Source organism: Tateyamaria rhodophyticola (assembly GCF_047777875.1).
GTDB lineage: Bacteria > Pseudomonadota > Alphaproteobacteria > Rhodobacterales > Rhodobacteraceae > Tateyamaria.
Genome location: NZ_CP180519.1, coordinates 3,426,876 through 3,451,054, shown reverse-complemented (window position 1 = coordinate 3,451,054; position 24,179 = coordinate 3,426,876). Strand labels below are relative to the sequence as shown.

28 protein-coding genes are annotated in these 24,179 nt (G+C 63.8%); 7 read left to right on the top strand and 21 right to left on the bottom strand.

Translation table 11 applies throughout. The features are described from left to right. Positions 1–240 precede the first annotated feature (240 nt). Complete coding sequence (locus ACERHN_RS18470; protein ID WP_415920480.1) at positions 241–1,005, top strand: SDR family oxidoreductase; 765 nt, start codon at positions 241–243, stop codon at positions 1,003–1,005. A 4-nt stretch (positions 1,006–1,009) separates the two neighbouring features. Here ACERHN_RS18470 and ACERHN_RS18465 read toward each other — a convergent pair whose 3' ends face one another. From ACERHN_RS18465 to ACERHN_RS18440, 6 genes are all read right to left on the bottom strand, one after another. Continuing rightward, positions 1,010–1,879 carry an acyl-CoA thioesterase gene (locus ACERHN_RS18465; RefSeq protein ID WP_415920479.1) on the bottom strand — a complete coding sequence of 290 codons (870 nt, stop codon included), beginning with the start codon at positions 1,877–1,879 and terminating at the stop codon, positions 1,010–1,012. A 13-nt stretch (positions 1,880–1,892) separates the two neighbouring features. Further along, positions 1,893–3,095 (bottom strand): serine hydrolase domain-containing protein, encoded by a 1,203-nt coding sequence (locus ACERHN_RS18460; RefSeq protein WP_415922769.1) that lies wholly within the window; start codon positions 3,093–3,095, stop codon positions 1,893–1,895. A 2-nt stretch (positions 3,096–3,097) separates the two neighbouring features. Further along, the gene (locus ACERHN_RS18455; protein WP_415920478.1) at positions 3,098–4,120 is read right to left on the bottom strand and encodes a phosphotransferase family protein; all 1,023 of its coding nucleotides are present in this window, start codon (positions 4,118–4,120) and stop codon (positions 3,098–3,100) included. Next, positions 4,117–5,112 carry an NAD(P)H-dependent flavin oxidoreductase gene (locus ACERHN_RS18450; protein WP_415920477.1) on the bottom strand — a complete coding sequence of 332 codons (996 nt, stop codon included), beginning with the start codon at positions 5,110–5,112 and terminating at the stop codon, positions 4,117–4,119. Before ACERHN_RS18450 ends, ACERHN_RS18455 begins: the two co-directional genes overlap by 4 nt. A 73-nt stretch (positions 5,113–5,185) precedes the next feature. Further along, positions 5,186–6,382, bottom strand: coding sequence for an acetyl-CoA C-acyltransferase (locus tag ACERHN_RS18445; RefSeq protein ID WP_415920476.1), 1,197 nt, complete (start codon positions 6,380–6,382; stop codon positions 5,186–5,188). 95 nt (positions 6,383–6,477) lie between these two features. Further along, the gene (locus tag ACERHN_RS18440) at positions 6,478–7,302 is read right to left on the bottom strand and encodes an SDR family NAD(P)-dependent oxidoreductase (protein WP_415920475.1); all 825 of its coding nucleotides are present in this window, start codon (positions 7,300–7,302) and stop codon (positions 6,478–6,480) included. 141 nt (positions 7,303–7,443) lie between these two features. On the opposite strand from ACERHN_RS18440, the gene ACERHN_RS18435 reads away from it, so the two are divergent. The 5 genes from ACERHN_RS18435 to ACERHN_RS18415 all read left to right on the top strand — a co-directional run bounded on the left by ACERHN_RS18435 (position 7,444) and on the right by ACERHN_RS18415 (position 11,163). Next, on the top strand, positions 7,444–8,448 hold the full coding sequence (locus tag ACERHN_RS18435) for an NADPH:quinone oxidoreductase family protein (protein WP_415920474.1): 1,005 nt from the start codon (positions 7,444–7,446) through the stop codon (positions 8,446–8,448). Beyond that, a complete protein-coding gene (locus ACERHN_RS18430; RefSeq protein ID WP_415920473.1) occupies positions 8,445–9,443 on the top strand; it encodes an NADP-dependent oxidoreductase in 999 nt (332 codons plus the stop codon). Before ACERHN_RS18435 ends, ACERHN_RS18430 begins: the two co-directional genes overlap by 4 nt. Beyond that, complete coding sequence (locus ACERHN_RS18425; protein ID WP_415920472.1) at positions 9,440–9,910, top strand: MaoC family dehydratase; 471 nt, start codon at positions 9,440–9,442, stop codon at positions 9,908–9,910. The genes ACERHN_RS18430 and ACERHN_RS18425 overlap by 4 nt, the downstream gene beginning before the upstream one ends. A 63-nt stretch (positions 9,911–9,973) precedes the next feature. After that, entirely contained in the window at positions 9,974–10,417 is a 444-nt protein-coding gene (gene aroQ, locus ACERHN_RS18420; protein ID WP_415920471.1) for a type II 3-dehydroquinate dehydratase, read from the top strand. Beyond that, positions 10,414–11,163 (top strand): helix-turn-helix transcriptional regulator, encoded by a 750-nt coding sequence (locus tag ACERHN_RS18415; protein WP_415920470.1) that lies wholly within the window; start codon positions 10,414–10,416, stop codon positions 11,161–11,163. Before aroQ ends, ACERHN_RS18415 begins: the two co-directional genes overlap by 4 nt. A gap of 347 nt (positions 11,164–11,510) precedes the next feature. Here ACERHN_RS18415 and pip read toward each other — a convergent pair whose 3' ends face one another. The 6 genes from pip to ACERHN_RS18385 all read right to left on the bottom strand — a co-directional run bounded on the left by pip (position 11,511) and on the right by ACERHN_RS18385 (position 16,470). Continuing rightward, the gene (gene pip, locus ACERHN_RS18410; protein ID WP_415920469.1) at positions 11,511–12,422 is read right to left on the bottom strand and encodes a prolyl aminopeptidase; all 912 of its coding nucleotides are present in this window, start codon (positions 12,420–12,422) and stop codon (positions 11,511–11,513) included. 72 nt (positions 12,423–12,494) lie between these two features. After that, entirely contained in the window at positions 12,495–13,370 is an 876-nt protein-coding gene (gene tsf, locus ACERHN_RS18405; RefSeq protein ID WP_415920468.1) for a translation elongation factor Ts, read from the bottom strand. 78 nt (positions 13,371–13,448) lie between these two features. Next, positions 13,449–14,249 (bottom strand): 30S ribosomal protein S2, encoded by an 801-nt coding sequence (gene rpsB / locus ACERHN_RS18400; RefSeq protein WP_415920467.1) that lies wholly within the window; start codon positions 14,247–14,249, stop codon positions 13,449–13,451. 331 nt (positions 14,250–14,580) lie between these two features. After that, complete coding sequence (locus ACERHN_RS18395; RefSeq protein ID WP_415920466.1) at positions 14,581–15,435, bottom strand: lysophospholipid acyltransferase family protein; 855 nt, start codon at positions 15,433–15,435, stop codon at positions 14,581–14,583. After that, positions 15,432–16,193, bottom strand: coding sequence for a GNAT family N-acetyltransferase (locus ACERHN_RS18390; RefSeq protein WP_415920465.1), 762 nt, complete (start codon positions 16,191–16,193; stop codon positions 15,432–15,434). The genes ACERHN_RS18395 and ACERHN_RS18390 overlap by 4 nt, the downstream gene beginning before the upstream one ends. Before the next feature lie 94 nt (positions 16,194–16,287). Further along, positions 16,288–16,470 (bottom strand): DUF3553 domain-containing protein, encoded by a 183-nt coding sequence (locus ACERHN_RS18385; protein ID WP_415920464.1) that lies wholly within the window; start codon positions 16,468–16,470, stop codon positions 16,288–16,290. A gap of 26 nt (positions 16,471–16,496) precedes the next feature. Here ACERHN_RS18385 and ACERHN_RS18380 point away from each other — a divergent pair, with 26 nt between their 5' ends. Beyond that, entirely contained in the window at positions 16,497–17,090 is a 594-nt protein-coding gene (locus ACERHN_RS18380) for a histidine phosphotransferase family protein (protein WP_415920463.1), read from the top strand. Between the two features lie 98 nt (positions 17,091–17,188). Here the strand turns inward: ACERHN_RS18380 and ACERHN_RS18375 are convergent, their stop codons facing one another. From ACERHN_RS18375 to ACERHN_RS18335, 9 genes are all read right to left on the bottom strand, one after another. After that, a complete protein-coding gene (locus ACERHN_RS18375) occupies positions 17,189–18,454 on the bottom strand; it encodes a glutamate-5-semialdehyde dehydrogenase (RefSeq protein ID WP_415920462.1) in 1,266 nt (421 codons plus the stop codon). A gap of 73 nt (positions 18,455–18,527) precedes the next feature. Then, the gene (gene proB / locus ACERHN_RS18370) at positions 18,528–19,634 is read right to left on the bottom strand and encodes a glutamate 5-kinase (RefSeq protein WP_415920461.1); all 1,107 of its coding nucleotides are present in this window, start codon (positions 19,632–19,634) and stop codon (positions 18,528–18,530) included. Continuing rightward, positions 19,622–20,656, bottom strand: a complete 1,035-nt coding sequence (gene obgE / locus ACERHN_RS18365) for a GTPase ObgE (protein ID WP_415920460.1) — start codon at positions 20,654–20,656, stop codon at positions 19,622–19,624. The genes proB and obgE overlap by 13 nt, the downstream gene beginning before the upstream one ends. A gap of 136 nt (positions 20,657–20,792) precedes the next feature. Beyond that, a complete protein-coding gene (locus ACERHN_RS18360) occupies positions 20,793–21,329 on the bottom strand; it encodes a GNAT family N-acetyltransferase (RefSeq protein WP_415922768.1) in 537 nt (178 codons plus the stop codon). Positions 21,330–21,331: 2 nt separating this feature from the next. Continuing rightward, positions 21,332–21,931: a LysE family translocator gene (locus ACERHN_RS18355; RefSeq protein WP_415920459.1), complete on the bottom strand. Its 600-nt coding sequence runs from the start codon at positions 21,929–21,931 to the stop codon at positions 21,332–21,334. Beyond that, positions 21,928–22,479, bottom strand: coding sequence for a GNAT family N-acetyltransferase (locus ACERHN_RS18350; protein ID WP_415920458.1), 552 nt, complete (start codon positions 22,477–22,479; stop codon positions 21,928–21,930). Before ACERHN_RS18350 ends, ACERHN_RS18355 begins: the two co-directional genes overlap by 4 nt. Further along, positions 22,476–22,979 (bottom strand): GNAT family N-acetyltransferase, encoded by a 504-nt coding sequence (locus ACERHN_RS18345; RefSeq protein WP_415920457.1) that lies wholly within the window; start codon positions 22,977–22,979, stop codon positions 22,476–22,478. Before ACERHN_RS18345 ends, ACERHN_RS18350 begins: the two co-directional genes overlap by 4 nt. A 93-nt stretch (positions 22,980–23,072) precedes the next feature. Continuing rightward, positions 23,073–23,342 carry a 50S ribosomal protein L27 gene (gene rpmA / locus ACERHN_RS18340; RefSeq protein WP_415920456.1) on the bottom strand — a complete coding sequence of 90 codons (270 nt, stop codon included), beginning with the start codon at positions 23,340–23,342 and terminating at the stop codon, positions 23,073–23,075. Positions 23,343–23,354: 12 nt separating this feature from the next. Continuing rightward, entirely contained in the window at positions 23,355–24,041 is a 687-nt protein-coding gene (locus tag ACERHN_RS18335; RefSeq protein ID WP_415920455.1) for a 50S ribosomal protein L21, read from the bottom strand. Positions 24,042–24,179: the final 138 nt, after the last annotated feature.

Sequence of the window (24,179 nt, the reverse complement as noted above, 5' to 3'; positions counted from 1 at the left end):
GCATATTTAACATAACGATGATTATAAGCTTTATGGACGTCGCTACAGTCTGCATAAGGGTGCTCCGAAAGAGCTGGCGTATAACAAGCCTTTCCCTACCAATAAACGTGATCCCGGACCTGAGTTCGAGGAAATAGCCGCGCCACACGGTCTGCGGTGCCGCAAATGGCAAAGATAAACCACGTTGCCCTGACGTGCGTGCCCGGCCACAGTGTCGATGAGACATGCGAAAGGCGTTTCATGGAGATCGAGGGCAAGACTGTCGCCGTCACCGGTGCCGGACACGGGATTGGCGCGGCGTTGGCGCGTGCGGCGCATCAACACGGTGCCAAGGCGGTCGCGTGCATGGACATCGACCACGCAGCGGTACACAATATTTCAAATGTAATCAATGCGCTGCCGGTTGAGGTTGATGTCAGTGACGAAGCGCGGCTTTTGCACGCGATCGACACTGTCGAAGATGAGATCGGGCCGATTGACCTCTTTTGCTCAAACGCGGGCGTCCTGCCCATGGGTGGTATAGAGGTGCCAACCGCCCAATGGGATGCCACGTGGCGCATCAACGTGATGTCACATGTCTGGGCGGCGCGCCGTTTGGTGCCGGGCATGATTGCACGCGGTGGTGGTTATCTGCTGAACACCGCGTCTGCCGCCGGTGTGCTGAACCAGATCGGATCTGCCCCATATGGCGTGACCAAACACGCCGCCGTCGGGCTGGCCGAATGGCTGGCCATGACGCACGCAGATGACGGGATCGGCGTGTCGGTTCTGTGCCCGCAAGGCGTGCGGACGGACATGATCGCAGGTCACGAGGATCACGCCGCGGCCGCGGATGGCATCCTGGAGCCCGAGGACGTGGCCGAGATCGCAATACAAGGGATCAAGGACGAAACATTCCTCATCCTGCCGCATGAAAAAGTGCGCGATTACATGATGTTGAAAGCGTCAGATAATGCGCGCTGGCTTGGTGGGATGCGCAAGCTCAACCGTGCTTACAAGGGCTGACGCCCTACCCGCGCGGCGTCACCGGACGCATGAGCCCTTCCTGCGCCACCGACGCAATCAGACGCCCCGCACGGTCATAGATCTTGCCCCGATTGAACCCGCGCCCATTGCCGGCCCAAGGGCTGTCCATCGTGTAGAGATGCCAGTCGCAGAACTCCGCAGGTCCGTGGAACCACATCGCGTGATCTAGGCTCGCCGCCATGACCTTGCCGGTGAACCAGGTCTGACCATGCGGACGCAACGCCGTCCCAAGCAGGTTCAGATCGGATGCATAGGCGAGCAAACAGTGTTGCAACGCAGGCGCGATGCCGCGTGCGGCGGCCATGCGGAACCACAGATGGGACACATCATCCTCGGGCGGCGGCGTGAAGAAATCGCGCGGCGCGACCTCGCGAATGTCGATGGGACGCGGGCGCAGGAATTCCTCGTGATATTTCTCCGGGATCTGGTCTACGACCCCTGCCCTGAGCGTGCCGCGGTCGGCTAACCCGTCGGGACCTTCGACCTCGGGCATCGGATGCTGGTGTTCCCACCCCTCCTCCGTCACATGGAATGACGCGGACATGTTCAGGATCTGCCGCCCATGCTGGATCGCGACAACGCGGCGCGTCGTAAAACTGCCGCCGTCACGGGCGCGGTCCACCTGATACACGACGGGCACCTCAGGATCACCGGGGCGGATGAAATAGGCGTGCAGGCTGTGGCACAGCCGGTCCTCGACCGTGCGGTAGGCTGCCGCGAGCGCCTGCCCGATCACCTGCCCGCCAAAGATGCGGGTCGACGTCTCACCCCCCTGCCCGGTGCCGCGAAACAGGTCCACCTCAAGCCGTTCAACGGCCAGCAGGTCCAGCAATGTCTGATGTGCGTCTGTCATGGGCCCTTGCCTGTCACATCAGCGCGCCATGTACCAGCGCCTTGAGCTCGGCGCGGGCGGGTGTGGCGGATGACGGGCTGAGCTGGGTGAACAGAACGGTCGAGAGGTCATGCACCGGATCGATCCAGAAAAACGTGGACGCCATGCCGCCCCAACTGAAATCGCCGCGTGACGACGGCACCCGGCTGCGCGCGGGATCAAGGACGACGGCCCCGCCGATGCCAAAGCCCACGCCCTCCATCGGCTGCTCGGCAAAGCTGGCCGGGCCAAGGGACGCGATATCGCCGGGCAGGTGGTTTGTCATCATGAACCGCAGCGTCGATGGCGACACCAGCCCCTGCCCGCCTGTGCGCAGCGCCTCGGCAAAGGCCATGTAATCGTCGATGGTCCCGACGAGCCCGCCACCGCCACTGAAACAGGTGGTGCCGCGAAACGGGGAGCTTTCGGCGGAGTCAAAGGCGCGCAAGGTGCCCGATTGCGCCTGTGCGTTGTTCAGGTCCATCGCATCACCGGCCAGCGGGGTATAGAGCGTGGCGAACCGGTCCAGCTGATCATCGCGCACGGCAAAGGATGTCTCCGACATCCCCAGCGGACCCAGCACGCGGTCAGTGAACACGGCATCAAGGCTCTGCCCCGTGATGACCTCGATCACGCGGCCAATGACATCAATGCTCACCGAATATTCCCACCGCTCCCCCGGCGCAAAGGCCAGCGGCAGCGTGGCCAGCAGATCGCATTGCGCGGCAAGCGTGCCCGCCTGCGGTTTGAACAGCAGGTCATGCGCCTCCATCGCCTGCGGCACGAGACCGGGATTGAACGGATAGCTGAGACCGGAGCGGTGCGTCAGCAATTGATGCAGCGTCGGCACCGCACAGGGCGCGGTGTCGTTGATATTCGTGGCCCCGGGGCGCAGCGCCCCCGGATCGGCAAAACCCGGCAGGAACCGCGACACAGGTGCATCAAGATGCACCCGCCCCTCTTCCACCAGCATCATCAGGATCAGGGACGTGATCGGCTTGGTCATCGAGTAGATGCGCGCAACCGTGTCCCGTTCGAACGCCGCTCCGCTGTCGAGATCGCGCGCACCTGCCTGATGATAGAACACTTCCTGCCCCGCCTGCCGGATCAACACCGACAGCCCCGCGAACCTGCGATCCGTCACGCACGTCTCTGCCCATGTTGCGATCCGCTGCAGCCGCGCAGGGTCGAGCGTCATGCTCATGACAACGCCTTCAGACCGCTGGTGGCAAACAGCGGCACATAGGCGCCCAGCTGCATCGCGCGTTCGGGGTTCGACGCATTGCCATCCAGCGCGCGTTTGAGAACGCCCTGGATGATCGCGCCCATGCGAAAGAAACAGAACGCGACGTAGAAGCCGAAATTCTCGATCCGGTCGATCCCGCGCCGCGCGCAATACGCCTTGAGGAAGGCGCCATCCGACGGCAGGCCAAGGGCCGCACGGTCCACCCCAGCCAGCCCCCGCCCCTCGCGCCCGGGCGGCAATTGCCACTGCATGATGACCGACGCGAGGTCGGCATAGGGGTGTCCGATGGTGCTCAGCTCCCAATCCAGAACCGCAAGGCAGCGCGTGCCCGTCGCCTCAAAAATCATGTTGTCGATCCGGTAATCGCCGTGGACCAGCGTGCGCTGTCCGTCATCCTCGGGCATCTCCGCCTCGAGCCGCGCAATCAGGCGGTCCATATCCGGCAGGCTCTGGGTTTCGGAGGCGCGATATTGCTTGGTCCAGCGCGCGACCTGCCGCGCAAGGTAGTGTCCGGGCGGGCCGTAATCCCCAAGGCCCACTGCATCGATATCCACATCGTGCAGCGCGGCCAGAACACGGTTCATATCGTCGATGACCTCGCCGCGATCCGCAGGCGACAGATCCTCCAGCGTCGGTTCGTTGAAATTGCGACCCGCCACGTGATCCATCACGTAAAACTCGGACCCGATCACGCTTGTGTCTTCGCACAGCAGGTGCATCCGCGCGACCGGCACATCCGTGCCCTGCAACGCCTGTTGCACCCGGTATTCGCGGTCCACCGCGTGGGCCGATTTCAAAAGCTGACCGGGCGGCTTGCGGCGCAACACGTAATCGCCCGCGCCCGTGGACAGGCGAAAGGTCGGGTTGGACTGCCCGCCCTCGAACTTCGTCGCCACGACGGGGCCGTCAAAGCCCGGGAGCCGGTCGCGCAAAAACGCCGCAACCGCGTCCGTGTCCAGCATCTGCGTCTCACTCATGTCCCGTCTCCAAACTCACCTGCAAGGGCTTTGCCTGCGTCTTGATATTCCTGCGCAATCCGGTCCACCAGGGCGGCCACCGATGTGCGGGCGTGCACCGCGCCAATCCCCTGCCCCGCGCCCCAGATCGTCTTCCACGCCTTGGGCTTTGAGGACCCGCCGGCAAAGTTCATGGACGCCGCATCAGCCTCGGGCAGGTTGTCGGGGTCCAGACCCGCCTCCGTGATCGACCCGCGCAGGTAATTGCCCCACACGCCCGTGAACAATGATGAATACACGATATCCTCTGCGCCGCTGTCCACGATCATGTCCTTGTATCCCGCGTCGGCATTGGCCTCGTGCGTGGCGATAAAGGGTGAGCCGACATAGCCGAAATCCGCCCCCATCGCCCGCGCCGCCAGCAATGACGCCCCGCTTGCGATGGCCCCGGACAGGGCCAGCGGTCCGTCAAACCAGCTGCGGATTTCCTGGATGAGCGCCAGCGGCGATTGCTGTCCGGCGTGCCCGCCCGCACCTGCCGCAACCGCCACAAGCCCGTCCGCCCCCTTGGCGATGGCCTTGCGGGCAAACGTGTCGTTGATCACGTCATGCAGCACGAGCCCGCCGCAGGCATGCGCCGCCTCGTTCACCTCGACCCGCGCGCCAAGGCTGGTGATCCACAATGGCACCTTGTGGCGCACGCAGATCTCCATGTCGCGCTCCAGTCGCAGGTTGGACCGGTGCACGATCTGGTTCACGGCAAAAGGCGCTGCGGGGTGATCGGGATGTGCCTGGTTGTGCCGGTCGAGTTCTTCGGAGATCTGGCGCAACCACGCCTCGAGCAGCGGCGGCTCCCCGTCTGCCTCCCGCGCATTGAGCGCCGGAAACGATCCGATGATGCCCGCCTTGCACTGTGCAATCACAAGCTCAGGCACAGAGATGATGAACAGGGGCGCCGCAATCATCGGCACCCGCAACCTGCTCAAAACCTCCGGCAAACGTCGATCACCCATGCACACGCCATCCCCGTCTCTGTTCCAAAAAAATCCCCGCCGGAGGCTCCGACGGGCACAAAACGCGCTGACGTCAGAGTACTTCGAACAACCCCGCAGCACCCATGCCACCGCCCACACACATGGTGCAGACGACATGTTTGGCGCCGCGCCGTTTGCCCTCAAGCAGCGCATGGCCCACCATGCGCGCACCGGACATGCCATAGGGGTGGCCGATGGAAATCGCGCCCCCGTTCACGTTCAGGATCTCATCCGGAATGCCAAGTTGGTCGCGGCAGTAGAGCACCTGCACTGCAAAGGCTTCGTTCAGCTCCCACAGGTCGATATCGTCCATCGACAGCCCATGCGCCTTGAGCAGTTTCGGCACAGCATAGATCGGGCCAATGCCCATTTCGTCCGGCTCACAGCCGACGGCGACAACGCCCTTGCACCGGCCCAGTGGCGCAAGGCCCCGCTGTTCGGCCAGCCTGGCCTCCATCACCACGCAGGCCGACGCGCCGTCCGAAAGCTGTGATGCGTTTCCGGCGGTGATGAACCGCCCCTCCTTCACGTGGATGCCGTCCGCAAAGACCGGTTTCAAACCGGCCAGGCTTTCAAGCGTGGTGCCGGGCCGGTTGCCCTCATCCTCGGTCAGCATGACCATCTGCTGACTGACTTCGCCGGTGTCGGGGTCCTTGGCCATGACCACGGACGGCATCGGTTCGATCTCGTCCGCGAATGTGCCTGCGGCCTGTGCCGCGGCGGTGCGGGCCTGCGACTGGACCGCATAGGCGTCCTGCGCCTCGCGGCTGATACCATACCGATCTGCTACGGTTTCCGCGGTCTCGAGCATCGTCATGTAGAGTTCGGGTTTGCGATCGACCAGCATCGGGTCGCGGGCGGTGCGCATCTCGGCGGTCTGGACCAGCGATACGGATTCGACGCCCCCCGCTACCATGATGTCGACACCGTCCATTGCCACCTGTTTGGAGGCCGTGGCAATGGCCATCATGCCGCTGGCGCATTGGCGGTCCACGCTCATCCCCGCCACGGATACGGGCATGCCCGCGCGGATCGCGGCCTGCCGTGCGATGTTGCCGGCCTGATGGCCCTGTTGCAGGGCCGACCCGAGGATCACATCCTCGACCTGCCCCATCTCCAGACCCGCCTTGTCAACGGCGTAGGCCATCACATGAGCGGCCAACATCTGTGGCGGCATGGCCTGGAAAGCACCGCGATAGGCTTTGCCAATGGGCGTTCTGACGGTGGAAACGATGACGGCGTCGCGCATGGGCAGCGTCCTTTTCAGGTGGTGAGGTCCGGACCGGGGCGCTGCCCCGGACCCCGGAGTTTATCTGGCAAGATGAAGAGGGATCGGCGGCGACGTCAACTCTCAAAGGCGGCGCGAAAGAGGTTGGGACCGGACATGACCTGAATGCCACCGGACACGGGCAAGACCGCACCGGTGAGGTAAGCGCCCCCCATGCCGCAGAGAAACTGCATGCAGCCGGCGATGTCCTCGTCCCGGCCCACGCGGCCCAGGGGGACATCTGCGCCGACCTTTGCACGGGTATCTTCGTCGGCGGTGGCAAAGGCGGTCATCTTGCTCACGAACGGTCCGGGGGCCAGCGCGTTCACGGTGATGTTGTGCGGGGCGAGCTCCTTGGCCATGATCTTGGTGAGATGCAGCACGGCGGCCTTGGACGCGGCATAGCTGTAGGCACCGTCGCCCAATGCCGCCTCACCCATCACAGAGCCTACATTGACCACCCGCGCGGGGTCGTCCGCAGTGCCGGTGGCGATCAGGGTGGGCAGCAGCGCCTGGGTGAGGTGAAAGAGGGCGGCGACGTTGACGTTCATCACCTTTTCCCAGGCGGCATGGGGGAACTGGCCCATGGGTGCGCCCCAGGTGACACCGGAATTGTTCATCAGGATGTGCAGCGCGTCCGTGCGTGCGCCGACCTCTGCGACCAGCGCGGTGATGCCGTCTTCGGAGCTGAGATCGGCGGCAAACCCTTCGGCGCTGCCGGGCGCGCCAAGCGCGTTGAGCGCCTCGGCCGCTTCGACGCAGGCCGCTTCCTTGCGGCTGGCGATCAGGACGCGCGCGCCCGCCATGACCAGCCCCGTTGCCGCCATGCGCCCGATCCCCGTGGCCCCACCTGTGACCAGTGCCACCTTACCTTCCAGCGAAAACAGTGTCTTGGGGTCCATTCCTCATCCTTTCCGATGCGCGTGCTGCCGTCACGTCGCGGTTGGGGCGGCTTTACAGGGCCGCCTGTTGGGTCGCAGGATGCGCGCAAAGGCGCGCGGTCTGCACCCCGTGTCGTTACGTCACAATAAGGGAGGCGCGCGATGCACGCCATGCTGAGCCGTGAACCGGGCGGGCCGGAAACACTGGAGTGGGCCGAGCTGCCCCTGCCCGAACCGAAGAAAGGCGAGGTGCGGATTGCGGTCGCCGCGGCCGGTGTGAATTTCCCAGACACGCTGATCATACGCGACCTGTACCAGATCAAGCCACCCCGCCCCTTTGCGCCCGGTGGCGAGGTTGCGGGCGTGGTGGAGGCTGTGGGCGATGGTGTCACACATCCGGCGGTGGGGACGCGTGTCCTTGCCATGACAGCGTACGGCGGATTTGCAACACATCTGTGCACGCCTGCCGCGGCCTGTGTGCCGATCCCGGATGCCATGCCCTTTGATGCGGCGGCCTGTTTTCTGTTCACCTATGGCACGTCGCATTATGCGTTGAAGGATCGCGGGCATCTGGCCGCGGGTGAGACGCTGCTCATCCTTGGGGCGGCGGGCGGCGTCGGCGCAGCGGCGATTGAGCTGGGCAAGGCGGCGGGTGCGCGCGTGATCGCCGCTGTCAGCTCCGAGGACAAGGCGGAGTTTTGCCGGTCGCTGGGCGCGGATGAGACGCTGATCTATCCGCGCGACATGGACCGGGACGCGCAAAAGGCGCTCAGTGCGGAGATCAAGCGGCTGGCGGGGCCGGGTGGCGTCGATGTCGCCTATGACGCGGTGGGCGGCGCCTATGCGGAACCCGTGATCCGGTCGATGGCATGGGGTGGTCGATACCTTGTGGTCGGGTTTCCGGCGGGCATTCCGTCGATCCCGCTGAACCTGACCTTGCTGAAATCCTGCCAGATCGTCGGCGTGTTCTGGGGGGCTGCGATCCACCGGGAGCCCGGAGGCCATCGGGCAAATGTCGCCGACCTGCTGGCGCTTTATGCCAAGGGCGCGATTGCCCCGCGCATATCGGAACGGTTTGACATGCGTGACGCGGCGCAGGCGCTGTCGCGGGTCGCAAACCGTGAGGCGATGGGCAAGATCGTCCTGACCTTGGGGGACACTGCATGACCAGACAGATCATCGTGACCGCCCTGCCCCAGGGACGCCTCGGCCCGGAGCACTTTGCGCTGCAGGAGGTCGAGACACCGCAATGCGGCCCCGGCGACGTGCTGCTGCGCGTGGTGCTGATGAGCATTGATGCCGCCAACCGCAGTTGGCTTCAGGGTGCGACCTATCGCGACGCGGTGCGTCCGGGCGATCCCATGCCCACCTATGCCATCTGCGAAGTGATGGAGAGCGCATCGCCCCGGCTCGCGCCCGGTGATCTGGTGGCGGCAGAAGCGGTGTGGGCCGATCACGTGGTGCGTCCGGCGCACAAGGTGCAAAAGCTGCCCGACATACGTCCCCTGACCCATCTGCTGAGCGTCTACGGCATCGCGGGCAAGACGGCGTTTCACGGGCTGATGCAGATCGGCACGCCCGTGGCCGGAGAGACCATCGTTGTGTCGGCGGCGGCGGGGTCTGTCGGTGGCTATGTGGGTCAGATTGGCAAAGCATTGGGCTGCCGCGTCGTGGGCATCGCCGGCGGACCGGAGAAATGCGCGCACGTGACTGAAACGCTGGGGTTTGACGCCTGTATCGATTACCGCGCGCGCGGCGTGTTCAAGGCGCAGCGCGCCGCGTGCCCGGATGGGGTGGACGTGTATTTCGACAATGTGGGCGGCGACATTCTCGAAAGCGTCCTTGGCCTGATGAACGAACGCGGGCGCATCGTCTGTTGCGGCGCGATCAGCCAGTATGACACCACCACGCCCACCGGGCCACGCAACCTGCCGGGTGCGCTGGTGGTCAAGCGGCTGCGGATGGAAGGGTTCATCGTCATGGATTTCGCGCGCGAGGATGCAAAGGCCCTGCGCGCGCTGCAATCATGGGTGAGCAGCGGCCAGATCACGGTGACAGAGGATGTCGTGGATGGGCTGGAACATGCGCCGGGTGCGCTCATTGGTCTGCTGGGCGGTGACAACACGGGCAAGCGCATGGTGCGCGTGGGCCCCGACCCATGACTGCTCGCGACACCGCGCTTGCCGATCTGCGCACGCAAGTGGGTCAGGACATCGCCCCGTCCCGCTGGATCACGGTCACGCAAGGCATGATTGACCGCTTTGCCGATGTGACCGCAGATGATCAGTTCATCCACATCGATCCCGCACGCGCCGCGGCCACACCGCTCGGCGGGACGGTTGCGCACGGGTTCCTCACGCTAAGCCTTGCCAGCCGGTTCGATTACGACTGTTTCGAGGACCTGCCGGGGCAGGCAATGTCGATCAACTATGGCTTTAACCGGCTGCGGTTTCTGGCACCCGTGCGGCCCGGTGATCGCATACGCGGGCATTTCACCCTGATCGATGTCGCCCCGAGAGGCGATGACGGGCTGATGCGTAGCGTGGACTTGCGGATCGAGATTGAAGGCGGCGACAAACCCGCGCTTGCCGCGGTTTGGCTGGCGCTGATCCTGTTCGAGACGCCCTGAGGCAACACTGGACAGACCCCGTCCCGGCCCGCTAACACTCGGACGACAAAAGGAATTATCATCATGCTTTCGATCCTCGTGCTGAACGGCCCCAATCTGAACCTTCTCGGCCTGCGGGAACCGACGATTTACGGGGCCACGACACTGGCCGAGGTCGAGGCAGACGTGACAACCTATGGCACCGAACGGGGCGTGACGGTCACATGCGCCCAATCCAACCACGAAGGTGCCTTGGTCGATGCGATCCACGCCGCGCGCGGCACCCATGACGGCATCGTCCTGAATGCGGGCGCCTACACGCACACGTCCATTGCTCTGCGCGATGCGATTGCGGGCACCGCTGTCCCCACGGTCGAGCTGCACCTCAGCAACATCCACGCGCGGGAGAGCTTTCGCCATCACAGCATGATTGCTCCCGTTGCGGTTGGTATGATTTGCGGCTTTGGTGCGGCTGGGTATAGACTGGCGCTGGATGCGATCATTGGTCATTTGGGGGAGACCGGATGAAAAGCTACCTGCACAGGTTGGCGAACTATCAGTCCGTTCAGGATCTGTGGGAGGCGCACACGGCCAAAATGGCGGAATTCGGGTTTGATCGCCTGATCTATGGCTTTACCCATTACCGGTCGGGCACATCCCTGGGTGATCCCGAAGACTTTGTGATCCTGACAAACCACAATCAAGATTATATGAATGTTTTCATAGGTGAACAGCACTATCTTCATGCGCCGATGGTCAATTGGGCGCTCGCCAATGAAGGTGTTTGTAGTTGGAGCGTGATTGCCGACATGCGCGAATCCGGCACGCTGACCCCGGCAGAGATGCGCGTGCTGGCGTCCAATGCGTCGATGGGGGTCAAGGCGGGCTACACGATCAGCTTCAAATCCATCTCGGCCCGGTCCGCAGGGGCCATCGCCCTGACCGCACGCGAGGGGATGAGTCAGGACGAAATTGATGCCGTGTGGGACGAACACGGCAACGATATCCAGTTGATGAACAATATTGCACATCTAAAAATCCTTACCCTGCCCTACGTTTCGCCCAAGCGGGTCCTGACGCGGCGCCAGCGGGAAGCGCTGGAATGGGTGGGGGATGGCAAGACGATGCAAGATATTGCAGTTCTGATGGGCCTGACCTCGGCCACCGTGGAAAAGCACCTGCGCCTCGCGCGCGAGGCTTTGGCGGTGGAAACCACCGCGCAAGCCGTGCTCAAGGCGGCCTTTGCCAACCAGATGTTCATCCTCGAAGCCTGACCGCCGCACCGATACGCCGGGCAACAGGCGGATTTCTGCCGATCTGATCGGTGCGACCGCATCCTGCAAGACCGGTTTGCAGCGCAGGTAAGGAATCCCCGACTTCCCGATTTCCACGAAAATCGCGAACCTGTGAGCGTTCCGTGAGTGGTGGCTTTGGCCAGGGAACTTTGGACCTGAACCACTGAGATTTTGGTGGCCCTCCGGTCCTTGCGGGTTCTACCCGTACCGGTCGGTATGCCTATTTCTCGGCATGTCGGCCGGACACCGCGTCCGCTGTCTCATCCCCGTGGCGTGAGGGCGCAATCAAAGGCGGGATCGCGACCCCAAACGCGGTCCCGCTGATTTCACGAAATAGCGTTGTCTGTTGCCCGCCGGATGGCGGCGGCCATATCGGGCTCTAACGCCGAATGCACATGCCCGCCGAGGATTTCCAAACTGGCGGCGGGCCATGCGCGATCAAGCTCCCATGCCGCGCGCAAAGGGCAGGACGGATCGAACCGGCTGTGGATCATGTGGCACGGGATGTGCGCGATACGGTGGAGGTTCCGGTGCAAAGCACCCTCCGGCATCCATGCCCCATTGGCGAAGTAATGCGTGACGATCCGCGCAAAGCCGAGGCGGAACGCCGGATCCGCATAGCGTGACCCCGGCCCATGGATGTCACCGCCGAAAATGGCCGCCTCCCATGTGCACCACGCATCTGCGGCGGCCTGTGCCCGGTCTGGGTCCCGCAAGCGCGCGGCATAGGCGGCAATGCGTTCGGGCGTATCTTCTGGCAGCGGAGCCGCCTCGGGCACATGACCCGCAAAGGCTGCGAACGCCTCGGGAAACATGTTGCCGACGTCTCCGTAAAGCCACCGCAAATCCCGCGCCTGCGTCGTGGCCACCCCGGCCAGCACCAAGGACCGGACCCGGTGGGCATGCGCTTGCGCATAGGCCATCGCGAGGGTCGACCCCCACGATCCGCCAAACACCACCCACCGCTCAACTCCGAGATGCACGCGCAGCGTTTCGATATCCGCAATCAGATGCGCCGTCGTATTGGCCTCAAGCGCGCGCAGATCATCACCGGCCCAAGGCGTGCTGCGCCCGCAGCCGCGCTGATCCAGAAGCGTCACCCGGTAGCGGGACAGATCAAACAGATCATAATGCCCCGGCCTGCACCCCGACCCCGGCCCGCCATGCAACACCAGCGCATCGACGCCCTGCCCGGCCTGTTCGAACCACAAGCGGTGCCCGTCGCCCACATCCAGCATTGCCCCTCCAAAACGCAAAACGGCGCGCCAGACAGGGGCGCGCCGTTCCAGATTAGCATATGTGGAGGGGGATTACCCCTGCGCTGCTTTCGCAACTTCGGCGGCGAAGTCTTCTTTTTCGACCTCGATGCCTTCGCCCACTTCAAGACGGGCGAACCCAGTGATCGTTGCACCGGCTTCTTTCGCTGCCGCCTCGACCGTGAGGTCAGGGTTCACAACGAATTGCTGGTTCAGCAGCGTGGATTCGGCGACGAATTTCTTCATCCGACCCACGATCATCTTCTCGATGACCTGCTCCGGCTTGCCGCTTTCGCGCGCAATGTCCATCTGCACTTGCTTTTCCTTCTCGACCACGGCGGGGTCCATGTCCGCTTCGGACAGGGCGGCAGGGTTCACGGCCGCGATGTGCATCGCAACCTGCTTGCCAAAGCCTTCGTCGCCGCCGTCCATGGCAACCAGAACGCCGATCTTGCCCATGCCAGCGGTGGCCGCGTTGTGGACATAGGACACCACGGTGCCGCCAGACAGCTTGGCCATGCGGCGCACCGACATGTTTTCACCAATGGTTGCGATCTTGTCGGTCACGACATCCGCCACCGATTTGCCGCCCATGTCCGCTGCGACCAGCGCGTCCACATCGTCGACGCCCAGTGCTGCGGTGGCGATTCCCGACACCATCTCCTGGAATTCAGCGTTCTTACCGACAAAGTCGGTTTCCGAGTTCACTTCGACCGCGACACCGGTGCCACCATCCACAACCACGGCCACGAGGCCTTCTGCGGCGGTACGGCCCGATTTCTTGGCGGCCTTTGCAAGGCCTTTGGTGCGCAGCCAGTCCACCGCTGCTTCCATGTCGCCATCTGTTTCGGTCAACGCCTTCTTGGCGTCCATCATGCCTGCGCCGGTGCTGTCGCGCAGTTCTTTGACCATTGCTGCTGTGATTGCCATCTCTCGGCTCTCCTCAAATGCGTGTCAGTGCGGCGGGACCTCTCCCGCCGCAGGAATGTCAGGGACCCCGGGCGGGCCTCAACTTTCGGCTGCGGCTGCGGGGGCCTCTGCTGTGGCGGGCGCCTCTTCGGTCAGCACTTCTTCTTCAAGCGTGCCTTCCATTTCACCCAGATCCACACCAGCCGCACCCAGTTGCGCGCTCATGCCGTCCAGCGCCGCACGGGCCGCCAGATCGCAATACAGCGCGATGGCACGTGCCGCGTCATCGTTGCCGGGGATGATGTAATCCACACCATCCGGCGAACAGTTGGTGTCAACAACGGCCACAACCGGAATGCCCAGCTTGTTGGCTTCTGCCACGGCCAGCGCTTCCTTGCGCACGTCGATCACGAACAGCAGGTCGGGACGACCGCCCATTTCGCGAATGCCGCCCAGCGATGCCTGCAGCTTGCCCTGATCGCGCTCCATACCAAGACGCTCTTTCTTGGTCAGGCCTTCGAACCCTTGTGCTGCCTGTTCGTCAATCGACTTCAGACGGTTGATCGACTGGGACACGGTCTGCCAGTTGGTCAGCGTGCCACCGAGCCAGCGGTGGTTCATGTAATACTGCGCGCATTTCTCTGCGGCTTCGGCGACGGGCTGTGCCGCCTGACGCTTGGTGCCCACGAACAGAACGCGGCCGCCTTTTGCAACGGTGTCCCGCACCGCTTGCAGCGCCTGGTCCAGCATCGGAACCGTCTGTGTGAGGTCCATGATGTGGATGCCATTGCGCGCGCCATAGATGAACGGCGACATGCGGGGGTTCCAGCGCTGTGTTTGGTGGCCAAAGTGAACGCCAGCTTCCAGCAGCTGACGCATGGAGAACTCGGGAAGAGCCATGGTCGGTATCCTTTTTCCGGTTTTCGCCTCGTCCGGGGTATCAGCGCGAACACGCCAACCGGTGGACCTTTGGGGATGTCTCCCCCATCAGCCCGCCTCGAACTGCGGAATGCGCGCCGTGTACGCCACCCATCCCCCCTTGGCAACCCCCTCACCCACGCCCAAAACCTTGTCACCCCGGCAGAACCTGAAGACGCGACCCGATGCCTGTCTCTGTTCCAGAAAATCCCGGGGGTTTGGGGGCTGGCCCCCAATTGTGCGGTGTTTGGGGGCTGGCCCCCAATAGGGCTTTGTTTGGGGGCTGGCCCCCAATATAAAAATGGCGTCGCCGTCAGGCGTCCTTTGGATCACGCACCCCATCTGAACACAGGCTGTGCCCGCCACGCACCGCCGCCTGCGCCTCTGCCGCAAGCGCTTTGCGGTCTTCCATCTGCGCTGCGGGCAAGGCTGGGTGGTACATGACCTCGACCCGGCCCTGCCGCGGCAGCGCAAGGGTGGACAACAAGTGTGATCCAAAACTCATGTCCCCCCACCAGCCATAGGTCCGCGCATCCGCCGCCCCAACCGGCGCGTGATAGACAACGGTCACCGGCTGTACGGCCAATGTCTCGCGCAGCCCCGGCGCAAAGAACGGGGCGAAAAGTGTCGTCTTGAACGGCAACACCCGCAGGCCGTCCGTGCTTGTGCCTTCGGGAAAGAACAAGAGCCGCTGCCCCGCCAGCAACCGTTCCTCGAACAGCTGTGTCTGCACCTTGGCCTGCCGCGGATCGCGCGCAATGAACAACGTGCCCGTCGCGCGCGCCAAGAGCCCGATGCCCGGCCAGCCCGACACCTCCGCCTTCGACACAAAATGTACCCGGTCCGACGCATTCAGTACAAAGATATCGAGCCAGCTGGAATGGTTCGCCACAATCGCACCCCGCCCCTGCATCGGTCGGCCCGTCCGGTGAAACCCAAGCCCCATCCACACAAGGCACAACCGGCACACCGCTTGTGTGATCCACGGCGTCCAGGGCCGGTGCAACCCGTGCAGCGGCGCCTCAACCACCCGCAGGGGCAACAGCACCAGCAAACCCAGCAGGATGGTGATCACCATCAACCCGGCCCGCACGACAATGCGCAGCCAGCCCGACAGGCCTGTCGGAGCCGGCGGGGGCGGCAAATCTCCGTCCCAGGTCACAGTCATGTTGCCGCTCCATAGATGCGCTGCTGCCGCTTCGGCATCGCACCGATATCCATGATCAGGCACACATCGGTCGTATTGAACGCGTGATCCACAAACGCGCCCTCGCCCACCACACCGCCCAGGCGCAGATACGCCTTGATCAGCGCGGGCACCTGGACCATCGCCGCCCGTCGGTCCACATCCGCCTCGGCCACCATGTTCATGGGCACACCGTGCGGCGCGCGCGCCTGCGTGCGCAGATGCGCGGGCGCCAGATGCCGATGGTGGAGCAGCGACAGCGGCTGCGCCAGCGCCGCCACATCCGTTCCGTGAAAGGAGGCAACGCCAAACAGAATGTCGATCTCGTGCTGTGCGACGTAATCCGCCAACCCGTTCCACAGGTGATACATCGCCGGTCCACCGCGGTAATCCGCGTGCACGCAGGACCGCCCCAGCTCCAACAGGTTCCGCCCCGTCGCATGCAGCGCACTCAGGTCATATTCGTCTTCGGAGTAATACTGGCCCGCCGCGCGCGCCCGTTCGGCACGCAACATCCGGTACACCCCCACAACCCGGCCCACCGCATCATCCCACAAAAGCATGTGGTCAAAGTAGTCATCGAAACTGTCACGTTCGAGGCCCGCATCGTGGTCCACCAAACCGCCCTGCCCGCCAAGCTCGCGGACAAACACGTCATAGCGCAGCGCAAGCGCGGCGGTCAGGTCCGCATCGGATGTCTGCATCGCGACACGAAATTCGGGCGTGTGGGTCAGGCTCATGGGCGGTGATCTATCGGCAGAAATCCGCATACGGTAGGAAATATTCCAACTTTCCCCCTACGGTTGCAATGCGTTAACACTTCGGAAAGGATGTTCAGGCATCGAAGACCGGCGTGAGGGCGACACGCCTTCCGTCGATCACCACTTTGCCTGCATCGGGGAAATTGACGGTTATTTTTGCGGCGATGTTGCTTTGTACCTGACCGATGCCCCATTCCGAATGGTCGGGGTGGCGAACCAACATTCCGGGAGCCAGAATGGCATTGAGATCTTCCATCGTTCAACTGCTCTCCGAGAGGCATCATGGGCCAGAGTAACGTCAATCTTACGGCGCTGATCGGCAGCCGCATCTGTCACGACCTGATATCGCCAATTGGCGCGATCAACAACGGGCTGGAATTGCTGAACATGTCCGGCGGCGGGGATGGCCCGGAGATGGAGCTGATTTCCGAAAGCGTCGGCAATGCCAGCGCCCGCATCCGCTTTTTCCGGATGGCCTATGGTGCGGCGGGCGCGCAGCCCGTGGGCCGCGCCGAAGTGGTGTCGATCCTGAACGACAACATGAAAGGCGGGCGGCTCGACGTGGCCTATGGCCCGCTGGACCCGCAACCCCGCTGGGCGGTGCGCATGGCGTTTCTGGGCTTGCAATGCTTTGAAACGGCGATGCCCTACGGCGGCCGGGTCGAGATATCGTGCGCCGCTGACAGTTGGTCTTTCACGGGCACGGCGGAGAAATTCGGGTTCGACGCCGATCTTTGGGCGCGGCTGGGCACGGGCGATGCCGAAGATCTGGCCCCGGCGCATGTGCAATTTGCGCTGCTGCACCATCACGCCGAGGATGCGGGCCGCCGCGTGCAATATGCGATGGAGACCGATCGCCTGCGCCTGTCGTTTTGAGCGACATGCACGTAACCAGCACCATCGCGCACCACTTAACCTTTTGAAATCCTTGATTTCAGGCCAGGTTGTGCGATCCAGATTTTTGCAGTTCTGCTCTAGGCGCGCACCGTTCCCGAACCACGCACCAGATATTTGAAGCTGGTCAACTGTGCCGCCCCAACGGGCCCGCGCGCGTGCATCTTGCCCGTGGCAATGCCGATCTCCGCACCCATGCCAAATTCGCCCCCATCGGCAAACTGTGTCGAGGCGTTGTGCATCAGGATGGCGCTGTCAAGCTCGCGAAAGAACTGCGCGACCGCCGCGTCATCTTCGGTGAGGATGCAATCGGTGTGGTTCGAGCCGTATTGGCGGATATGGGCAATGGCTGCGTCGATGTCGGGCACGATCCGCGCGGCAATATCCATATCGAGGTATTCGCGCCCCCAATCCGCATCCGTCGCGGCCAGAACACCGTCCAGTGTTTGCAGACCCACATCCGCATGCACCCGCACGCCCGCATCCATCAACGCCCGCACAACGCCCTGCCCGATCGTGTCTGCCACATCTGCGTGGATCAACAGGCACTCCGCCGCGCCGCAGATGCCCGTCCGCCGTGTCTTGGCATTCAGCACGACGCTGAGCACCTTTTCCGGGTCCGCGGCCTTGTCGACATAAATGTGCACGATGCCCTCGAGGTGGGCAAAGACGGGCACGCGGGCCTCACGCTGGACCAACCCGACAAGCCCCTTGCCACCGCGCGGTACGATCACGTCGATCGTGTCGGTCATGGTCAGCATCTCGCTGACGGCGGCGCGGTCGCGGGTCGGCACCAGCTGGATCGCGTCTTCGGGCAGGTTGGCATCGCGCAGGCCCGCTTGCAACGCGGCGTGGATCGCCTGTGACGAGTGGAAGCTTTCGGAGCCGCCGCGCAGGATCACGGCATTGCCCGCCTTGAGACAGAGCGCCCCGGCATCCGCGGTGACATTGGGGCGGCTTTCATAGATGACGCCCACCACGCCCAGAGGGGTGCGCACGCGTTGAATGTTGAGACCCGACGGCTGATCCCAATCGGCCAGCACTTCGCCCACCGGATCGGCCTGTTCCGCAACGGCACGCAACCCGTCAACAATGCTGCGCACGCGGTCTTCGTCCAGCCGCAGCCGGTCCATCATGGCATCGGACAGGCCCTTGGCCGCGCCGAATTCCATATCCTTGCCATTGGCTTCGATAATGGCGTCGCGGCTGCGCCAGACATGTTCTGCCGCGCTGATCAGGGCCGCATGTTTGCGTTCGGCACTGGCAAAGGCCAGCGTCGCAGCGGCGGTCCGGGCCCGGGTGCCAATGTCGGCCATCAAGGCGGGGATCGTGTCGAAGTCTTTCATCTGTCGCGTCCTTTGCAGGCGGTGCGCCGAAGATTTTATGCCTTCGGCGATGGTATTTTTAGCCAGAAGAAGATCAAAGCGCCATATCATCCCGGTGGATGAGCGCCGCCCGACCCGGATAGCCCAGCAGGGGTTCGATGCGCGCGCTGTGGTGGCCTTTGATCTTTTGCGCCTCTTGCGCGGTGTAGCGGGTGAGCCCGATGCCGAGCTGGTGGCCGTCGCTGTCCATCAAGGCAACGGGATCGCCGCGCCCGAAGGTGCCTGTGACCTGCTGCACCCCGGCGGGCAGCAGGCTGTTGCCGCGGGCCAGGGCGCGTGCGGCACCGGCGTCGAGCGTGAGCGTGCCCTGAGGCTTCATCGCCGAAATCCAGCGTTTGCGTGCAGAGGCCGGGTCGAGCGTGGCGGTGAACCAGGTCGCATTGGCGCCCTGTTCCAGCGCCTGCAACGGGCGCATGCCAGAGCCAAGGCAGATGGCCATGGCGCAGCCCGCCGCCGTTGCCGTTTTCGCGGCCATCAGCTTGGTTTTCATCCCGCCCTTGGAAAGACCGGAGCCGGCATCTCCGGCCTGATCCTCGATCTCCGGCGTGATGTGGTCGATTGTGGCGTAGCGCTGTGCCGAGGGGTCGTCATTCGGGTTGGCGCTGTAGAACCCGTCCACATCCGACAGCAGAACCAGTTGATCCGCGCCGATGGTTGCCGCGATCTGGGCCGCAAGCCGGTCGTTGTCGCCAAAGCGGATTTCATCCGTGGCAACCGTGTCGTTTTCATTGACGATGGGCACGGCGTTCAGGGTCAGAAGCTGTTCCAGCGTGGCGCGGGAATTGAGGTAGCGGCGGCGGTCGCGGCTGTCTTCCAGCGTCATGAGCACCTGCGCCGTGGTGATCCCGTGGGGGGCCAGTGCCTCTTCGTAGGCGCGGGCCAGGCGGATCTGGCCCACGGCGGCGGCGGCCTGGGATTGTTCGAGCGCAAGGTCAGCGGCTGGCAGGTCGAGGATGCCGCGGCCCAGAGCGATGGAGCCGGAGGAGACCAGCACAACCTGGCACCCGGACGCGGTCAGCCAGGCCACGTCCTGCGCCAGCCCTTCGAGCCAATCCTTGCGCAACGTGCCGGTGTCACGATCAACCAGCAGGGCCGAGCCGATCTTGACCACCAGCCGTCGCGCATCGGTCAGGGACGCCACGGTTGGGCCTCCTCGGCGGGGCGGTGGCGCAGTCGGTCATCGTCGATCTGGGCACGCAGGGCGCGCAGCACCTCCGTGACGCCCGTGCGGGAGACGCCGGACATTTCCATCACAGGGCTGCCGCAGGCCTCTTCCAGTTCGGCGCGCGCCGCTGCGCGAGCGTCATCATCAAGCGCGTCGACCTTGTTGAGCACGGTCACGCGGGGTTTGTCGGCCAGTGCGCCGCCGTAGGCTTCAAGTTCGCCGATGATGGTGGCGTAGTCATCGCCGACGGTTTCGGATGTGCCGTCCACGAGATGCAGCAGCACCGCACAGCGTTCCACATGGCCCAGGAACAGATCACCGAGACCGCGCCCTTCGGAAGCGCCTTCGATCAGGCCGGGAATGTCGGCCACGACAAATTCGGTATTGTCCACGCCGACCACGCCCAGGTTCGGGTGCAGGGTCGTGAACGGGTAATCCGCGATTTTGGGGCGCGCGTTGGATGTGGCAGCGAGGAAGGTAGATTTGCCCGCATTGGGCAGACCGAGAAGGCCCACATCGGCAATCAGCTTGAGCCGCAGCCAGAGCGTGCGTTCCACGCCCTCCTGGCCCGGATTGGCGCGGCGCGGGGCCTGATTGGTGGCGGATTTGAAATGCAGGTTGCCCCAGCCACCATTGCCGCCGCGTGCGAGCTCCACCCGGTCGCCGACATTGACCAGGTCGGCAATCACCGTTTCCTGATCCTCATCGAGGATTTCGGTGCCCGCGGGCACCTTGAGCACGATGTCATCGCCATCCGCCCCGGTGCGCTGGCGCCCCATGCCGGGCACGCCGTTCTTGGCAAAAAAGTGCTGTTGGTAGCGGAAATCGATCAGCGTGTTGAGGCCGTCCACGGCTTCGGCGATGACCGACCCGCCCTTGCCGCCATCGCCGCCATCGGGGCCGCCATATTCGATATACTTCTCGCGCCGGAAGGAAATGCATCCGTTCCCGCCCGCGCCCGAGCGGATGTAAACTTTGGTCAGATCAAGAAATTTCATGTCGTGCTCTTAGGCGAAGTCGTGCGGGATGGAAACGGGGGTTGGGGGCTCTGCCCCCGCGCGTGCCGCGCCCCCCCGGGATTTTTTTGGAACAGAGACGGGGATAGGCCCGCCGGTATGCCCATCAGTGTTGCCGTCAGTGCGACCGGCTGTAAGTCCAGGTTGGAACGGTGGCGTCGCGCGCCACGCAGAACACCTCGGCATCGCCCAGATACTGGAACCCGCAATGGGTGAGCACGCGCGCCGAGGCCGGGTTGTCCTGAAACACTGAAGCGAACATGGTGGCGTTGTCCATCGGGTTCGCGTTCACCAGCGCTTCGACCGCGTCGGAGGCAAGGCCGGTGTTCCAGAAATGCGGCGCTACCCAATAGCTGACCTCGGACTGGTTGCGGTCCATGCGGGTGAGCGAGATCAACCCCATCACCTCGGCCCGGTCGGATTTGAGGCCGTCCATGATCCACACATCCATATCGCGATCGTCCGCCATGGCGCGCGTGACAAAGGCCTCCGTCATGCCCGGTGGCACGGGATGCGGAATGGAGGGCGTCATGCGGGCGACGCGTGGATCACCGGTGCACATCTCGATAAGCCCCATGTCGGATTTGCGCACGGGGCGCAGGTCGAACCGTTCGGTTTCGATCACCGCTTGTGTCACGATCTTTTCCATTTCCATTGTCATGTCCCTCCTCCGAACAGAACAAACAGGACCGATGCGACGGTGAGCGCCGCAAGGGTATACATCAGATAAGGTTCCATCGGCGTTCCTGCGAGGGTGCGCGCGATACGGTCACCGGCCAGTGTCCAGATCGGGTGCAGCAGGACCTGCGCACCAAGCAGTATGCCGCCGATGGTGGCGGTGGCGATCAAGGGGTCGGTGCCGGGGGCAACAAAGCCGGTGAACCCGGCCACGATCATCGCCCATGCCTTGGGGTTGAGCGGGTGCACGATGAGCCCTGCGGCAAAGCCCGGGGCCTGTGCGTCACCGCCCGTGGCAAGGCGCAGGTTTGCGACCTTCCACGCAAGCCAGATGATATAGGCCGCTGACACCCATTTGAGCGTCTGGAACACCCAAGGTGCGCGGTCGGCCAGCTCCATCAGGCCAAAGCCCACGGGCCAGATGATGAATTGTTTGCCCAGAGCCACGCCCGCCACGAAAGGCAGGGCGCGGCGAAAGCCAAAGCGTGCCCCTGTCGCCAGGAGCGCCATATTGGCGGGACCGGGCGTGCCCACCTGGCTCGCTGCGAAAATCGCAAAGGACAGGGCCGCGACACTCATGACAGGCGCACCAGATCGCGGTCCAGCAGACCCATCATCAGATCATCATGCCAATCCGCGCCGATCAGCGCGGATTCGCGTTCGCGCCCTTCGACCTTGAAGCCGACCTTTTCATAGGCGGCGATGGCGCGTGTGTTGAAGTCCAGCACGCGGCAGCCCAACCGGTGCAGGCCCATCGTGTCGAACGCATGTGCGGCCAGTACCTGCATCGCCTCGGTCCCCAAGCCCTTGCCCAAGGCCGACGTGTCCAGAATGCCGATCGCGATCTGCGCCCGCTTGTCGGCGGGGTTGACCGTGTGCAGGCGAATGGCCCCAAGCATCGCGCCCGCCGCCTCAATGATCCAGGCGTACGGTTCGCTGCGCTGCGCTTCGACCCATGCTTCGGCGGCGTGGCGGGTGATGTCACGCACCTGCGCCGGGTCGCCGCCAAACATGGCGATGATCTCGGGCGTGTTGCCAAGCGCGAGCCGCGCGTCCTCATCCCCGGGTTGCACATCGCGCAAGGTGATGCGGGCACCGGTGAGGACGGGTTTGTCATGCGTGCTCATGCGGCGGCCGCCCATGTCTCGCGGCACAGGATCATGCGGTGGTTCACGACTTTGGCCTGCCGCGCCAGGCAATCGCTCTGGATCATGCCGTTCGCGGTGAACCCGAGCTTTTCAAGCACGCGTTTCGATCCGGCATTGCCGTCGAGATAGCCGGAGCCGAGCGGTTCAGCCTCGGTCGCGAAATACGCGTCAACCGCGGCGCACGCGGCCTCTGTGGCGTATCCCTGCCCCCAATAGGGCACACCATACCAATACCCCAAATCCGCCCCCATGATCGACACGCACCCGATCAGGACGCCGTCCCGTGTCACAGCGTAGACAAAGGGGGTGCCCGCGTTCCGCTCAATGAACGCAAGCGCGTCCGCCTGTGTGTAAGGGTACGGCACGCGGGTCAGCCATTTGGAGACGGCGAAATCGCCGATCAGGGTCGCCACGTCCTGCGCATCGTCTGCGCGGTAAGGGCGCAGGGTCAGCCGTTCGGTGATTATTTGGTCTGTCATCAGACCGTCCTCGCTTTTGCGGGAGGCGGAAACGAAAAAGGGACCGGCGTTTCCGCCGATCCCTGATTTTGTCAAAACCTATTCGGGTACGGCTTATTCAGCGGCCTCCGCCACCGGGAGGACCGAAATAAACGTGCGGTTCTTGAGACCTTTGTGGAAGGTCACAGCGCCATCAACAGTTGCAAAGATCGTGTGGTCCTTGCCCATGCCGACGCCTTCGCCGGGCCAGAACTTGGTCCCGCGCTGGCGCACGATGATGTTGCCGGGGATGGCCGATTGACCACCATACAATTTCACGCCGAGGCGACGGCCCGCGGAGTCGCGACCGTTCCGGGATGAACCGCCTGCTTTTTTATGTGCCATGCGTCTCTCTCCTTAGCCTTTGGTCTTTTCTTGGGCCTGTGCGATCCAGCCTTCACGCTCGATCCGGCCTTTGAAAGACAGTTTCTCGTCCATATCAGCCACATCCTCGGGCGTCCATGCTGCGATCTGCGCGAAGGTGGTCACACCGTTTTCGTGCAGCTTCTTCTCCAGTGCGGGGCCCACGCCCGACAGCTCCTTGAGATCGTCTGCACCGGCGTCTGCCTTGGCGGCTTTCTTGGGTGCGGCTTTCTTCTCTTCGGCCTTGGGCGCTTCGGCTTTGGGGGCCTCGGCCTTCTTGGCTTTCTTCGGAGCGGCGGCCGCGGCAACGGCCGCGATGCCGAAACCAGCGCCGTTCTCGGCCGCCATCACGCCCGACTTGCCCGCGCCCTTGGCGAGGATGTCGGTGATACGCACCAGCGTCAGCTGCTGGCGGTGGCCCTTCGTCCGCTTGGACGAATGCTTCCGGCGCCGCTTGACGAAGTTGATCGTCTTGGGGCCTTTGATCTGTTCGATGACTTCGGCCTGAACGCCTGCATCCTCGACCACGGGGCTGCCCACCTGAGGCGCGTCGCCCCCGATCATCAGCACGTGGTTGAATTGGACTTTGTCACCTGCATTTGCGGCCAGTTTTTCAACGCGGAGCGTGTCGCCCGATTGAACTTTGTACTGTTTGCCGCCGGTTTTGAGAACCGCGAACATATGTCGTTCCTTTGTCTGCCGCGTCCTGTGGCCCCGGTTCCCCGGTGTTGTGGCCCCAACCCTGTGGTTGAAGTGCCGCCTCGAACAGCGCGCCCCCGGATCGGGACGATGTTGAATCAAAAACCGCCAGCGCAGGGC